This window comes from Sinorhizobium sp. 6-70 (genome assembly GCF_030124375.1).
GTDB lineage: Bacteria > Pseudomonadota > Alphaproteobacteria > Rhizobiales > Rhizobiaceae > Sinorhizobium.
Map to the genome: position 1 here is coordinate 1 of NZ_JASKLS010000012.1, position 14,357 is coordinate 14,357.

Annotated in this window: 11 protein-coding genes; 8 read left to right on the plus strand and 3 right to left on the minus strand. The window is 63.1% G+C overall.

Going from position 1 to position 14,357, the window contains the following annotated elements:
• On the plus strand, positions 1-201 hold a 201-nt coding region (locus QN222_RS21500; RefSeq protein ID WP_283962824.1), incomplete at its 5' end, for a hypothetical protein.
• A 13-nt stretch (positions 202-214) separates the two neighbouring features.
• On the opposite strand, the gene QN222_RS21505 is transcribed toward QN222_RS21500, so the two are convergent.
• Entirely contained in the window at positions 215-1,162 is a 948-nt protein-coding gene (locus QN222_RS21505) for a LysR family transcriptional regulator (protein WP_283962823.1), read from the minus strand.
• Between the two features lie 248 nt (positions 1,163-1,410).
• Between QN222_RS21505 and QN222_RS21510 the strand changes: the two genes are divergently transcribed.
• From QN222_RS21510 to QN222_RS21540, 7 genes are all read left to right on the plus strand, one after another.
• Positions 1,411-2,616, plus strand: coding sequence for an ABC transporter substrate-binding protein (locus QN222_RS21510; protein ID WP_283962822.1), 1,206 nt, complete (start codon positions 1,411-1,413; stop codon positions 2,614-2,616).
• Positions 2,617-2,628: 12 nt separating this feature from the next.
• Positions 2,629-3,411, plus strand: a complete 783-nt coding sequence (locus tag QN222_RS21515; protein ID WP_283962821.1) for an ABC transporter ATP-binding protein — start codon at positions 2,629-2,631, stop codon at positions 3,409-3,411.
• A gap of 1 nt (position 3,412) precedes the next feature.
• Positions 3,413-4,114, plus strand: a complete 702-nt coding sequence (locus QN222_RS21520; RefSeq protein ID WP_283962820.1) for an ABC transporter ATP-binding protein — start codon at positions 3,413-3,415, stop codon at positions 4,112-4,114.
• Between the two features lie 3 nt (positions 4,115-4,117).
• Entirely contained in the window at positions 4,118-5,005 is an 888-nt protein-coding gene (locus QN222_RS21525; RefSeq protein WP_283962819.1) for a branched-chain amino acid ABC transporter permease, read from the plus strand.
• Positions 4,998-5,999 carry a branched-chain amino acid ABC transporter permease gene (locus QN222_RS21530; protein ID WP_283962818.1) on the plus strand — a complete coding sequence of 334 codons (1,002 nt, stop codon included), beginning with the start codon at positions 4,998-5,000 and terminating at the stop codon, positions 5,997-5,999. The genes QN222_RS21525 and QN222_RS21530 overlap by 8 nt, the downstream gene beginning before the upstream one ends.
• Positions 6,000-6,050: 51 nt before the next feature.
• On the plus strand, positions 6,051-7,646 hold the full coding sequence (locus tag QN222_RS21535) for a GMC family oxidoreductase (protein ID WP_284005588.1): 1,596 nt from the start codon (positions 6,051-6,053) through the stop codon (positions 7,644-7,646).
• A 111-nt stretch (positions 7,647-7,757) separates the two neighbouring features.
• The gene (locus tag QN222_RS21540) at positions 7,758-9,236 is read left to right on the plus strand and encodes an aldehyde dehydrogenase family protein (protein ID WP_283962816.1); all 1,479 of its coding nucleotides are present in this window, start codon (positions 7,758-7,760) and stop codon (positions 9,234-9,236) included.
• A gap of 14 nt (positions 9,237-9,250) precedes the next feature.
• Here QN222_RS21540 and metH read toward each other — a convergent pair whose 3' ends face one another.
• Together metH and pmi are read right to left on the minus strand one after the other, a co-directional pair.
• A complete protein-coding gene (gene metH, locus QN222_RS21545) occupies positions 9,251-13,021 on the minus strand; it encodes a methionine synthase (RefSeq protein WP_283962815.1) in 3,771 nt (1,256 codons plus the stop codon).
• Positions 13,022-13,190: 169 nt separating this feature from the next.
• A complete protein-coding gene (gene pmi / locus QN222_RS21550) occupies positions 13,191-14,348 on the minus strand; it encodes a mannose-6-phosphate isomerase Pmi (protein WP_283962814.1) in 1,158 nt (385 codons plus the stop codon).
• Positions 14,349-14,357: the final 9 nt, after the last annotated feature.

Genomic DNA, 14,357 nt, shown 5'->3' on the forward strand with positions numbered 1-14,357 from the left:
GCCCTCGTCAGTGATCGGGCTTATAGACCCACCACCTCCGACACGTCAACATCCATTTTCAAAAAATCGTCAAAAAAAGATAAGATGCTGAAATCGTTGTGCTATTTTAATCGAAGCGGAAAATCGGGACCGGATCGCTTCCAACAACCCCGCATTTTGCGCTTCGGCAGCGAAGATGCGAGCCTTAGCCTCCATCCTTAATATGGTTAACGCATTATTGCGCTTCAAGGGCGCGCCGATGGCTGCTCCCCGGCACCGATCTTTCGCGCAGAAAACACGACCGGTTCTCGCTCACGGCCTCAACCAGAAAGTCGCGTACCGCGCGAACCCGCGGTACGGCGATCAGGTCGCGATGGCAGATCATCCAGTAGGTGCGCTTGAGCTCGATTTCCTCCGGCAACACGATCTCGAGATTGGGCTCGTCGCGCGCCATGAAATGCGGCAGGACGCAGAGACCCAATCCCTGCCGCGCGGCCTTCAGCTGCGTCAGGATGCTCGAACTCTGGAAATGGGCCCGAAGTCCCGGCTGCACTTCGCCGAGATAGTCGAGCCCCGGCGTGAAGATCATGTCCTCGATATAGCCGACGAAACGGTGGGAGCCGAGATCGTTGCGGCTGCGGATGGGCGGGTGCGTGGCGAGATAGCTGCGCGCGCCATAGACATGGAGCGTATAGGGCGTCAGCACTTCCGAATGGTATGGGCCAGCCTTGGGCGCGGCGAGTGCGACGGCGATATCGGCCTCCTTGCGCGACAGCGACATGATCTGCTGGATCGCAACGAGTTCGAGCGAGATATTCGGATAGCGGTTGGCAAAGGCTGCGAGCCGGTCCGACAGGAAGAAGTTGCCGAAGCCTTCGAGGATGGACATGCGGACGACGCCGCGTTGTGCGGTCATGCCGTCGCTGATATCGAGCTGGAGTTGCTCGGTCTCCCGTTCGATCCGCTCGGCCGTCTCGACAAAACGTTGCCCCATGGTGGTCAGCACGTAGCCGCGCGGATTGCGCTCGAACAGCTTGACCTTGAGCGCGAATTCCAGCCGATCGATGCGGCGCGACACGGTCGCATGACTGGTCCTGAGCCGCCGCGCCGCAGTCGACAGTTGCCCGGTTCTAGCGACCGCCAGGAAGAATTGCAGGTCGTCCCAGGTGAAATTCGGATTCATGCTCGCCCCCTCTGTTCGAAAATGAACAGACCCTGTTTGTAATTTACGGTTTGGCCCGCTTGCATCCAAGCAGAATTTTCGGGATTGTAAGCATTGAGCCGACATCTGAGGAGCATGTCTGGCCAATTTTGAACAGAGCCGAGTGGATCGAATCTCCGCCGATATCGCCGAAAAAGCGTGTCGGTACCGTCGCGCGTCCTTAGCGATGGTTCGCCCGCCCAACTCTGAAAGTCCTGGGAGGAGACATGATGCATAAGAAACTGATGGCCACGCTTGCAATGGTGCTCGCGAGCAGCACGGCGGCACTCGCCGACGCGTCGGACGGTAAGGTCAAGATCGGCATTCTCAACGACCAGTCCGGCGTCTACGCCGATTTCGGCGGCAAGTCCTCCCACGAGGCGGCGCTGATGGCAGTCGAGGATTTCGGCGGCAAGGTGCTTGGCGTACCGGTCGAAGTGGTGACAGCCGACCATCAGAACAAGCCTGACATCGCGTCCAACATCGCTCGGCAATGGTACGACACCGAGCAGGTCGACAGCATCATGGAGCTGACGACCTCGTCCGTGGCGCTCGCGGTTCAGGCAATCTCCAAGGAGAAGAAGAAGGTCAACATCGTTACCGGCGCGGCCACGACGGAGCTCACCGGCAAACAATGCAGCCCGTATGGCTTCCATTGGGCCTATGACACCCATTCGCTTGCCGTGGGTACGGGTGGTGCGCTTGTCAAACAGGGCGGCGACAGCTGGTTCTTCCTGACGGCCGACTATGCCTTCGGCTATTCGCTTGAAGAAAACACCGCCAATTTCGTGAAGGAAAACGGCGGTTCGGTCGTCGGCGCCGTCCGCCATCCGCTGGCGACCACCGATTTCTCCTCCTTCCTGCTGCAAGCGCAGTCCTCCGGTGCCAAGGTGATCGGCCTTGCCAATGCCGGCCTCGATACCTCGAATGCCATCAAGCAGGCTGCCGAGTTCGGCATCGTCCAGGGGGGCCAGCGCCTCGCCGCGCTGCTCTTCACGCTGGCGGAAGTCCACGGCCTCGGCCTCGAAGCGGCGCAGGGGCTGACGCTCACCGAGGGCTTCTACTGGAACCGCGACGAGGAAAGCGCGAAATTCGGCAAGCGCTTCATGGAGCGCACCGGCAAGATGCCGAACATGGTCCATGCCGGTACTTATTCGGCCGTGCTGCAATATCTGAAGGCAATCGAGAAGGCCGGCAGCGACGACGCCGACGCGGTCGCCAAGGAACTGCATGCACTCCCCGTCAACGACGTTTTCGCCCAGAACGGTACGGTCGCGCCGAACGGCCGGATGATCCACGACATGTACCTGCTCGAGGTCAAGAAGCCGGACGAGAGCAAGGAACCCTGGGACTACTTCAAGGTTCTCGCGACCATCCCCGGCAAGGACGCCTTCATCGACCCGGCCCAGAGCGGCTGCGATCTCGTGAAGTCCTGATCGGGCGGATCGATGACCGCGACCATGCCTTCGCAGAATGGAGCGCCGCGGGTGGTTTTGTCCGCCCGCGGTCTCCGCCGTGACTTCGGCGGCTTCACGGCCGTCAAGGATGTCGATCTCGACGTCCATCATGCCCGCGTGCATGCGCTGATCGGCCCGAACGGGGCCGGCAAGACCACGGTGTTCAACCTGCTGACCAAGTTCCTGCAGCCGACACACGGCACGATCACGCTGCTCGGTGAAGACATCACCAACACCGCGCCGGACAAGGTTGCCCGCATGGGCCTTGTGCGCTCGTTCCAGATCTCGGCCGTGTTCCCGCACCTGTCAGTGCTCGACAATGTGCGCGTGGCCCTGCAGCGGCCGAACAACCTTGCAACGCAATTCTGGAAGCCGCTTTCCGCACTCGATGCCTTGAACGCCAAGGCCGATCAGCTGATCCGCTCCGTCGGCCTCGAAAAGGAGCGCAACGCCATCGCGGCCGACCTCTCCTATGGCCGCAAGCGCGTGCTCGAGATCGCGACGACGCTGGCGCTCGATCCGAAGGTGCTGCTGCTGGACGAACCGATGGCCGGCATGGGCCACGAGGACGTCGGCATGGTCGCCGAGATCATCCGCGACGTGGCGCGCGAGCGCGCGGTTCTGATGGTCGAGCACAATCTCTCGGTCGTCGCCACGCTCTGCCACCATGTCACCGTGCTGCAGCGCGGCGAAATTCTGGCCGAGGGCGACTATGCCACCGTGTCGGAGGACCCGCGGGTGCGCACCGCCTACATGGGCACGGAGGAAACCTGACATGAAACCTCTGCTCAAGGTCTCGGGCCTCAATGCCTGGTACGGCGAAAGCCATATTCTTCACGGTGTCGACATGACTGTCGGCGAGGGCGAGATGGTGACGCTGCTCGGACGCAACGGCGTCGGCAAAACGACAACGCTGCGTGCCATCATGGGCATCGTGCGCGAACGAAAAGGCGAGATCAGTTTCGCCGGCGAGGATCTGATCCGGGTGCCCCTCCACCGCGTCGCCCATCGCGGCCTCGGCTTCGTTCCCGAAGAGCGCGGCATCTTCTCGACGCTTTCGGTCTATGAAAACCTGCTGCTACCACCGGCGGTTGCCCGGGGCGGCATGACCATCGACGAGATTTTCGAACTGTTCCCAAACCTGCACGAACGTCGCAACAGCCAGGGAACCAAGCTCTCCGGCGGCGAACAGCAGATGCTGGCGATTGCGCGCATCCTTAGAACCGGAGTGCGTATGATGCTGCTCGACGAGCCTACGGAAGGGCTCGCCCCGGTGATCGTCCAGCGGATCGGCGACGTCTTGAAGAAACTGAAGGAGCGCGGCATGACGGTCCTGCTCGTCGAGCAGAACTTCCGCTTCGCGAGCAAAGTCGCCGATCGCTTCTATCTCATGGACCATGGCCGCGTCGCCGGCGAGTTCCCGGTTTCGGAGCTTTCCCAGCGCATGGACATGCTGCATGATGTGCTCGGAGTGTAGGCCATGACCACGATTTTCGGAATTCCGCTCCAGGCCTTTCTCGGACAGCTTCTGATCGGGCTCATCAACGGCTCCTTCTATGCATTGTTGAGCCTCGGCCTTGCGATCATCTTCGGCCTGCTGCGCGTCATCAACTTCGCCCATGGTGCGCAATACATGCTGGGCGCCTTTGCCGCCTGGCTGCTCCTGTCGTATTTCGGCATCGGCTACTGGCCGGCCCTTATCCTCGCGCCGCTTCTCGTCGGCCTCCTCGGCGCGGTCATCGAGCGTACGATGTTGAGGCGCCTCTATTCGCTCGATCCGCTGTATGGCCTGCTCTTCACCTTTGGCCTGGCACTAACCGTCGAAGGAACGTTCCGCTATCTCTACGGCGCCTCTGGCCAGCCCTATGCGACGCCGGCATTGCTTACGGGCGGCACCAATCTCGGCTTCATGTTCCTGCCCGTCTATCGCGGCTGGGTGATCGCCTTCTCGCTCGCCGTGTGCCTCGGCACCTGGCTCGTCATCGAGAAGACGAAACTCGGCTCCTATCTGCGCGCCGCAACGGAAAATCCGGTGCTCGTACAGTCCTTCGGCATCAACGTGCCGTTCCTGCTGACGCTGACCTACGGTCTCGGCGCGGCCCTTGCGGCGCTCGCCGGCGTGCTGGCAGCGCCGATCTACCAGGTCTCGCCGCTGATGGGATCGAACATCATCATCATCGTCTTTGCCGTCGTCGTCGTTGGCGGCATGGGCTCGATCATGGGGGCGATCATCACCGGCTACATGCTCGGTGTCGCCGAGGGACTGACCAAGGTCTTCTATCCGGAGGCCTCCAATATCGTGATCTTCGTGATCATGGCCATCGTTCTCCTGCTGAGACCCGCGGGCCTCTTCGGCCGGGATGCTTGATATGACGCTGACACTCGAACTCGAGAAGCAGAAGGAACGCTCGCCGGTCGTCGCCCAGACGATCTTTCTCGGCGTGGGCCTCGTCTTGCTGCTGCTTGCGCCCCTGTTCTTCTACCCGGTCTTCCTGATGAAGATCCTGTGCTTCGCGCTCTTTGCCTGCGCGTTCAATCTGCTGCTCGGCTATACGGGGCTGCTCTCCTTCGGCCATGCCGCCTTCTTCGGCGGCGCGGCCTATTTCACCGCGCACGTCGTCAAGGAGTGGGGCGTGCCGCCCGAACTCGGCATCCTCGTCGGCGTCGTTGGCGCCGCGCTCCTCGGAGCTGTCATCGGTTTCTTCGCCATCCGCCGCCAGGGCATCTATTTCGCGATGATCACGCTCGCGCTGGCGCAGATGTTCTATTTCTTCTGCCTCCAGGCCGAGTTCACGCACGGCGAGGACGGCATCCAGTCGGTACCGCGCGGCCATCTTTTCGGCTTCATCGACCTCTCGCAGTCGACGAACATGTACTACTTCGTGCTCGCCGTGTTCGTGATCGGCATCGCCATCATCTGGCGGATCATCAACTCGCCCTTCGGCATGATCCTGAAATCGATCCGCGAGAACGAGACGCGTGCGATCTCGCTCGGCTATTCGGTGAGGAACTACAAGCTCGCGGCCTTCGTGATGTCGGCGGCGCTGACCGGATTGGCCGGCGGCGTGAAGGCGTTGGTCTTCCAGTTCGCGACCTTGACCGATGTCGGCTGGCAGATGTCGGGCGAAGTCATCCTCATGACCTTGCTCGGCGGTATCGGCACCCTGATCGGGCCGCTCTTCGGCGCCGGCCTCGTCGTCACGCTTGAGAACTACCTGGCAACGTCGGAGTTCCCGGTCACGATCGTCACCGGTCTTGTCTTCATGGCCTGCGTGCTGCTCTTCCGCCGCGGCATTGTCGGAGAGTTCTACAACTCGCGCCTCGGCCGCAAGCTCGGCTTCGAGCATCGCCACAAGCACTGACGCTTACGGCCCGGCGCCGAGCGTGCTGGGCCGCGAAATTAGAGAAAGCCCATGGACACGTTCGACTACATTGTCGTCGGAGCGGGTAGCGCTGGCTGCGTGCTCGCAAACCGTCTCTCGGAAAATCCGGATCGCCGCGTCCTGCTGCTCGAAGCCGGCGGCAGCGACAACTATCACTGGATTCATATTCCGGTCGGCTATCTCTACTGCATCAACAATCCCCGCACGGATTGGTGCTTCACGACCGCCGCGGAGGAGGGCCTCAACGGCCGGTCGCTTTTCTACCCGCGCGGCAAGGTGCTCGGCGGCTGCTCCTCGATCAACGGCATGATCTACATGCGCGGCCAGGCGCGCGACTACGACCTCTGGCGCCAGCTCGGCTGCGCCGGCTGGAGTTGGGAGGACGTGCTGCCGCTCTTCAGGAAATCCGAAGACCATTATCGCGGCGCCGACGACATGCACGGTGCGGGCGGCGAGTGGCGGGTCGAGAAGGCGCGTGTCCGCTGGGCAGTGCTCGATGCCTTTCAGAAGGCGGCAGGCGAAGCGGGCATTCCCGAAACGGAGGATTTCAACCGCGGCAGCAACGAAGGGTCCGGCTATTTCGACGTGAACCAGCGCTCCGGCGTTCGGTGGAACACGGCCAAGGCCTTCCTCAAGCCTGCCCGACACCGGCGCAATCTCGTCATCCTGACAAAGGCGCATGTGAAAAGGCTGATTATCGAGGAAGGTCGCGTTGCTGGCGTCGAATTCCAGCATGACGGCGTCACCAAGCGCGCAGATGCCCGGCGCGAGACGGTGCTTGCGGCCGGCTCGATCGGCTCGCCGCATGTTCTCGAACTCTCCGGCATCGGCCGCCCGGACATCCTGCGCCAAAACAGCATCGAAGTGCGCCACGAGTTGCCCGGCGTCGGCGAGAACCTGCAGGATCACCTGCAACTGCGGCTCGCCTACAAGGTCACCGGCGTGCCGACGCTCAACGAGAAGGCCAGTTCGCTTTTCGGCAAGGCGGCGATCGGCCTAGAATATCTCGCCCGCCGCTCCGGCCCGATGGCGATGGCGCCGAGCCAGCTCGGCATCTTCACCCGGTCCGGTCCGGAAAAGGAAACACCGGACCTGCAGTATCACGTCCAGCCGGTAACGCTGGAAAAGTTCGGCGAACCCGTGCACCCCTTCCCGGCAATCACCGCCAGTGTCTGCAACCTGAGACCCGAAAGCCGTGGCTCGGTGCATCTGAAGGGACCGGACTTCGCGGCCGTGCCCGACATTCGTCCGCGCTACCTGACTGCCGAAGCCGATCGCGACGTGGCCGTGAAGGCGATCCGCCTCACGCGCCGCATCGTCTCTCAGCCCTCCTTTGCCCGCTTCAATCCAGTCGAGTTCAAGCCGGGCCCGGCTTACGAAACGGACGAAGACCTGACACGCGCTGCCGGCGATATCGGCACGACGATCTTCCACCCGGTCGGGACCTGCCGCATGGGCGCCGATGCGGAAAGCGTCGTCGATCCGGAGTTGCGCGTGCGCGGGCTCAAGGGATTGCGCATTGCCGATGCCTCGATCATGCCGACGATCACTTCCGGCAATACCAATTCGCCGACGATCATGATCGCGGAAAAGGCGGCGGAGATGATTGTCGCGGCGGACCGATGAGAGCCGCGACAACCCTGTGACGCAGACAGACCCGTTGAGGCGCAGCAAAAAAGCGGCTGGCGCGACGACAGCCGCGTGGGCCATACTGGCGTGCTACACATGGGGAGCGGCATGCAGGATAAGCTTTTCATTGACGGAAAATGGGAAAAACCGCGCAAGGGCGGCACGATCGATGTCATCAACCCGGCGACGGAAGAGGTGATCTGCAAGGCGGCGGCAGGGACCTCGAACGACGTCGATCACGCGGTCAAGGCGGCTCGCATCGCGTTCGACAGCGGTCCCTGGCCGAAGTTGACGGGCGCGGAGCGAGCGCACTACCTTCGGGCGATCGCCGGAAAGATCGACGAGCGACGCCACGCGCTTGCGAGGCTCGAAGTCACCGACAACGGCAAGCCGCTGCCGGAAGCGCTCTGGGATATCGACGACGCAGCCGGGTGCTTCAACTACTATGCGGGCCTCGCCGAAGAACTCGACGACAATGCCGAGGAACCGATCGCGGTCGCCGACAGCCGCTTCTCCTCGAAAGCCGTTCGCGAACCGCTCGGCGTCGTCGGCGCCATCACGCCTTGGAACTACCCGCTACTGATGGTCGCCTGGAAGGTTGCTCCGGCACTTGCCGCCGGCTGCACCATCGTGCTGAAACCATCCGAACTCACGCCGCTGACGGCGCTCGAGCTCGGCAGGATCGCCGAAGAAATCGACCTGCCGCCCGGCGTTCTCAACATCGTTACCGGCACCGGACCGGATGCCGGCGAGCCGCTGACCGAACACCCGCTCGTCGACAAGCTTGCCTTCACCGGCTCGGTGCCGACCGGTCGCAAGGTCATGATGGCGGGGGCGCAGGACATCAAGAACATCAGCCTCGAACTCGGCGGCAAATCGCCCTTCGTCGTCTTTGCCGACAGCGATATCGAGAAGGCGGTCGAATGGATCATGTTCGGTATCTTCTGGAACCAGGGACAGGTCTGCTCCGCGACGTCGCGCGTGCTCATAGAAGAGCCGATCTACGATGCCGTTTTGAGAAGGCTGACCGAGGAAGCGGCCAGGATCAAGATCGGCAACGGCCTCGATCAGGGAACATTGCTCGGCCCGATCGTCTCCAAGGGGCAATACGACAAGATTCTCGGCACGATCGAGCGGGCGCGACAGGACGGCGCGACAGTGGCAACCGGCGGCCGCCGCCCGGCCGGCTTCGACAGCGGCTATTTCATCGAGCCCACAGTGCTGACGGATGTGGCGGAGGATAGCTTCGCCTGGCGGGAGGAAATCTTCGGACCCGTCGTCTGCCTCATGCCGTTCAGCGATGAAGAGGAGGCGATCAGGCTTGCCAATAACAGCCGCTTCGGCCTCGCCGCCGCGGTCATGTCCGAGGACAGGATGCGCTGCGAACGCGTCGCGCGCGCCTTCCGCGCCGGCATCGTCTGGATCAACTGCTCGCAGCCGACCTTCACCGAAGCACCCTGGGGCGGCTACAAGCAATCCGGCATCGGCCGCGAACTCGGCCGCTGGGGGCTCGCCAACTATCTGGAGGTGAAGCAGATCACCAGCTTCGATGCCGACGAACCCTGGGGTTGGTACGTCAAGGACTAGCACGAATCGGTTCCCTACTCCGCCGCCTCGGCCTCCGGGATCGGCACATAGTTGAGGATCGGCGAGAGCCAGCGCTCGACCTCGCGAACACCCATCGCCTTGCGCTCCGCATAGTCCTCGACCTGGTCGCGCTCGATCTTGGCGACACCGAAATAGTAGGCGTCCGGATGGCCGATATAGAGACCGGAAACCGACGAGCCCGGCCACATGGCATAGTTCTCCGTCAGCTCGACGCCGATCGCCGCCTCGGCATCGAGGAGGCGGAAAAGCGTTTCTTTTTCGGTGTGATCGGGCTGGGCCGGATAGCCGGGCGCAGGGCGGATGCCGGCATAAGGCTCGCCGATCAGATCCTCAGGCGTGAAGGCTTCATCGGGTGCATAACCCCAGAGCTCCTTGCGCACATATTCGTGCATGCGCTCGGCAAAGGCCTCAGCGAAACGGTCGGCAAGCGCCTTGACCATGATCGAGGAATAGTCGTCATTGGCACGTTCGAAGCGCTCGGCGATCGCCACCTCCTCGATGCCGGCGGTCACCACGAAGCCGCCGAGATAGTCCCTTGTGCCGCTGTCGACCGGCGCCACGAAGTCGGCAAGCGCAACATTCGGCCGGCCGTCGCGCTTCGTCAGTTGCTGCCGAAGCGTGAAAAAGGTCGCAAGTTCCGCGTCGCGCGCCTCATCTGTGAACAGGCGGATGTCGTCACCGACCGTGCCGGCGGGCCAGAACCCGACCACGGCCTTCGGCGCGAACCATTTTTCCGCGACGATCTGCCGGAGCATCGCCTGGGCATCGTCGAAGAGCTGGCGCGCCGCCGGCCCCTGGTTCTCATCGTCGAGGATCTTCGGATACGTGCCCTTCAGTTCCCAGGTCTGGAAGAACGGCGTCCAGTCGATATAGCGCGCAAGCTCCGCCAGGTCCCAGTCTTCGAAAACGCGGGTCCCGAGGAAGGAGGGCGCCTTCGGACGATGGCTCGCCCAATCGAGCTTCTGCGCGTTGGCGCGCGCCTGCGACAGCGGCAGGCGCCGTTTCTCCGCCTCGTTGCGCGCGTGCGCATCGGCGACCTTGTGATATTCGGCGCGGACAGTCTCCGTATAGGCGCCTCGCGCAGCCGGAGAGAGCAGGCTGGAAACGACGCCGACCGCGCGGCTGGCGTCGTTGACATGAACCGTCTGGCCCAGGCTGTAGCGCGGGTTGATCTTCACGGCGGTGTGCACGCGGCTCGTCGTCGCCCCGCCGATCAGAAGCGGGATATCGAAGCCCTCGCGCTCGAGTTCGGAGGCGACATGGACCATTTCGTCGAGCGAAGGCGTAATGAGGCCGGAAAGCCCGATGATGTCGACCTTCTGCTCCTTCGCCACCTCGAGGATCTTCGCAGACGGCACCATGACGCCGAGATCGATGATCTCGTAATTGTTGCAGGCGAGCACGACGCCGACGATGTTCTTGCCGATGTCGTGCACGTCGCCCTTGACGGTCGCCATCAGGATCTTGCCGGCGCTCTCGCGTGCGCCGCCGCCGTTGGCGCGCTTCTCCGCTTCCATGTGCGGCAAAAGCACGGCGACTGCCTGCTTCATCACACGAGCCGACTTCACCACCTGCGGCAGGAACATCTTGCCCGAGCCGAAGAGGTCGCCGACGACGTTCATGCCGGCCATCAGCGGACCCTCGATGACATGCAGCGGCCGCTCGGCCGCAAGTCGCGCCTCGTCGGTATCAACCTCGATGAATTCGGTGATGCCGTTGACGAGCGCATGCTCCAGCCGCTTTTCGACAGGCCATTCGCGCCAGGAGAGATCCTTCTCCCTGCCCTGCGCGCCGCCCCGCCCGCGATAACGCTCGGCAATCTCCAGCATGCGCTCGGTCGCGTCCGCCCGGCGGTTGAGCACGACGTCCTCGCAGGTTTCGCGAAGCTCCGCATCGATCGTGTCGTAGACGGCCAACTGGCCGGCATTGACGATGCCCATGTCCATGCCAGCCTGGATCGCGTGGTAGAGGAAGACGGCGTGCATCGCTTCGCGCACCGGCTCGTTGCCGCGGAATGAGAAGGAGAGGTTCGATACGCCGCCCGAGACATGGACATGCGGCAGCGTCGCGATGATCTCGCGTGTCGCCTCGATGAAATCGACGCCGTAATTGTTGTGCTCTTCGATGCCTGTCGCGACCGCGAAGATGTTCGGGTCGAAGATGATGTCCTCCGGCGGGAAGCCCGCCTTTTCGGTAAGCAGCCGATAGGCCCGCTTGCAGATCTCCACCTTGCGGGCCCTGGTGTCGGCCTGGCCGCTCTCGTCGAAGGCCATCACCACGACGGCCGCGCCATAGGCGCGCACAAGACGCGCGTGGTGCAGGAACGCCTCCTCGCCTTCCTTGAGCGAGATCGAGTTCACCAGCGCCTTGCCCTGGACGCATTTGAGGCCCGCCTCGATCACCTCCCATTTGGACGAATCGATCATCACCGGAACGCGGGCGATATCGGGCTCGGACGCGATGAGGTTCAGGAACTCGACCATCGCCTGGGTCGAATCGATCAGGCCCTCGTCCATGTTGATGTCGATGATCTGGGCGCCGTTCGCGACCTGGTCACGCGCCACGTCGAGCGCCGCAGCATAGTCACCGGCGGTAATGAGCTTGCGGAACTTGGCCGAGCCGGTGACGTTGGTGCGTTCGCCGACATTGACGAAGGGAATGTCCTTGGTAAGCGTGTACGGCTCCAGGCCGGAAAGCCGCATGTGCCGTTCGATTTCCGGGACCTTGCGCGGCGGATACTTGGCGACGGCTTCGGCGATCGCGCGGATATGGGCGGGCGTCGAGCCGCAGCAGCCGCCGACGATGTTGACGAGCCCGTCGTGGGCGAAACCCTCGATCTCAGCCGCCATCGCCTCGGGACTCTCGTCATAGCGGCCGAATTCATTCGGCAGGCCGGCATTCGGATAGGCGCAGACGAGCGTATCGGCAACCGAGGAAAGCTCGTCGATATGGGCGCGCATCGCGCCTGCGCCGAGCGCGCAATTGAGCCCGATGGTGAAGGGGGCGGCGTGTCGCACCGAGTGCCAGAAAGCGGTCGGCGTCTGGCCGGAAAGCGTGCGTCCGGAAAGATCGGTGATCGTGCCCGAGATCATCACCGGAAGGTGAATCCCCTTCTCGGCAAAGACTTCCTGCGTGGCGAAAATCGCCGCCTTGGCGTTCAGCGTGTCGAAGATCGTCTCGATCAGGATGATGTCGGCGCCACCCTCGATCAGGCCGCGGACCTGCTCGCCATAGGCAAGCCTCAGATCGTCGAAGGTGACGGCGCGATAACCGGGATTGTTGACGTCCGGGGAAATCGATGCGGTGCGATTCGTAGGCCCGAGCGCCCCGGCGACGAAACGCCGCCTGCCGTCCGTGGCCTGCGCACGCTTCGCGGCGCGCCGCGCCAGCCGTGCTCCGTCACGGTTGAGCTCGTAGACCATGTCCTCCATGCCGTAGTCGGCCTGGGCGATGCGGGTCGAGGAGAAAGTGTTGGTTTCGAGGATGTCGGCGCCGGCGATGGCGTAGCTGTAATGGATGTCCTCGATCGCCTTCGGCTGCGTCAGCGTCAGGAGGTCGTTATTGCCCTGCTGGTGACAGGAGCAGCCGCCGAAGCGCTCGCCGCGGAAATGATCCTCGACGAAGCCGAGTTGCTGGATCTCGGTGCCCATGGCGCCGTCCATGATCAGGATGCGTTCGCTGGCCGCTTGCTTCAACGCCAAAAGGATTTCCGAACCGTCAGGCTTGGGCGAAACATCTCCGAAAAGGGTCTCGATGGCGGGCATGGGAAATCCCCCGTTCTGAAAACGACAACTTTCGATTTACTCACATAAACATATCTTTATGTCAACATACGCGCCAATCACAATTTCGCCGTCGGCAAATAAAAAGGGCCCGCCGCGGTTGCAGCAGGCCCTGTGGAAGCAGTTTACACGACGTTCCCGAACGGGCGTCTCATATCCGCCGGAGACAATCCTCGAGCTCGTAGATCGCGCAGACGATGTGATAGAAGCTGCTTGCCGGCGCAGGCTCCTCCACGAATGCACCATCCGCCTGCTGCTTGTCGCGCCAGAGACCGCGGATCGGCGTTTGAAGGAAGCGGTCGAGGGCGGCGGCTGCCCGCGACGCCGAGGCGAGGTAACGCTGGCGCTCCTCACCCTCGGTCAGGGCGGCAAAGCGGATCGCCGCCTTCAGCCATTCGGTCTGCGGCCAGAGCCGCGCCACCGGGTCGGCCACCGAAAAATCATCGAGAAGCGTCATGATCGCGACGTCGCGCTTCGGACAGATGCCATGCTCCTCACCGATCTCGAACAGCCCCCGCGCCTTGGCGATGGCTTCGGCGCTGCCGCGCCGCTCGGCCCAGCGAAGCAGGAGCCACGCCCATTCGAACTGGTGGCCCGGCTCGACGACACGGCCCTTCTCACCCGGAAAGGGCGTCCAGTCATGGTCGAAGAATTCGCGCAGCGCACCGGTTTCGGCATCGACGAAACGATCCATCGCCAGCTGGGCGATTTCGTCGGCAAGGTTGGCCCAGGCCACCCGGTCGAAGCCTTCGACCGTTTCGCTCGCGAGGCACGCCTCGAAGAGATGCATATGCGGATTGGAACCGAGCGGCAGGCGGGGCGGATTGTTCTCTTCGAACCCCGCGATCGGATGCTTGCAATGGCCCTCGAGCTTTCGCCTGAGATCATTGCTGCGCTCGGCCATCTCGCCGCTCCGCTCCGGGAAGACTGGCGCCAGATAGGCGAAAGCAAGCAGCGCGAAGGCCTGGTTGTAAAGATCGAAGGATGGGTCGATCAGCTCGCCGTCAGCGTTGGCGAGCGCGCCGTAAAAGCCGCTTGGCAGCCCATAGACACGATCGAAATAGGCAAGCCCGGCCTCGGCAACCGTACGCCAGTCCCCCGGCCAGCCCCGCCGTCCGGCCTCCGCGAAGCAGTAGACCTGCCGCGGCTGCACGCGCGAACGGCGATTGGCCCGCGTCGGCTGACCCTTGATGTCGATCGTCTCGACGAAGCCGCCGCCGGCCGCGTCGAAACCCTTTTGCCGCCAGAGCGGCAAGGCGGCGTCCGCAAGCCAGCCGGCAAGTTCGCGCGCCTGCGAGTGAATATCCATTCCGTGTCC

What these genes read in the sequence shown, in the direction of transcription:
- QN222_RS21505 (WP_283962823.1), bottom strand. Translation starts at nt 1,162, where the DNA reads ATGAATCCGAATTTCACCTGGGACGACCTGCAATTCTTCCTGGCGGTC.
- QN222_RS21510 (WP_283962822.1), top strand. Translation starts at nt 1,411, where the DNA reads ATGCATAAGAAACTGATGGCCACGCTTGCAATGGTGCTCGCGAGCAGC.
- QN222_RS21515 (WP_283962821.1), top strand. Translation starts at nt 2,629, where the DNA reads ATGACCGCGACCATGCCTTCGCAGAATGGAGCGCCGCGGGTGGTTTTG.
- QN222_RS21520 (WP_283962820.1), top strand. Translation starts at nt 3,413, where the DNA reads ATGAAACCTCTGCTCAAGGTCTCGGGCCTCAATGCCTGGTACGGCGAA.
- QN222_RS21525 (WP_283962819.1), top strand. Translation starts at nt 4,118, where the DNA reads ATGACCACGATTTTCGGAATTCCGCTCCAGGCCTTTCTCGGACAGCTT.
- QN222_RS21530 (WP_283962818.1), top strand. Translation starts at nt 4,998, where the DNA reads ATGCTTGATATGACGCTGACACTCGAACTCGAGAAGCAGAAGGAACGC.
- QN222_RS21535 (WP_284005588.1), top strand. Translation starts at nt 6,051, where the DNA reads ATGGACACGTTCGACTACATTGTCGTCGGAGCGGGTAGCGCTGGCTGC.
- QN222_RS21540 (WP_283962816.1), top strand. Translation starts at nt 7,758, where the DNA reads ATGCAGGATAAGCTTTTCATTGACGGAAAATGGGAAAAACCGCGCAAG.
- metH (WP_283962815.1), bottom strand. Translation starts at nt 13,021, where the DNA reads ATGCCCGCCATCGAGACCCTTTTCGGAGATGTTTCGCCCAAGCCTGAC.
- pmi (WP_283962814.1), bottom strand. Translation starts at nt 14,348, where the DNA reads ATGGATATTCACTCGCAGGCGCGCGAACTTGCCGGCTGGCTTGCGGAC.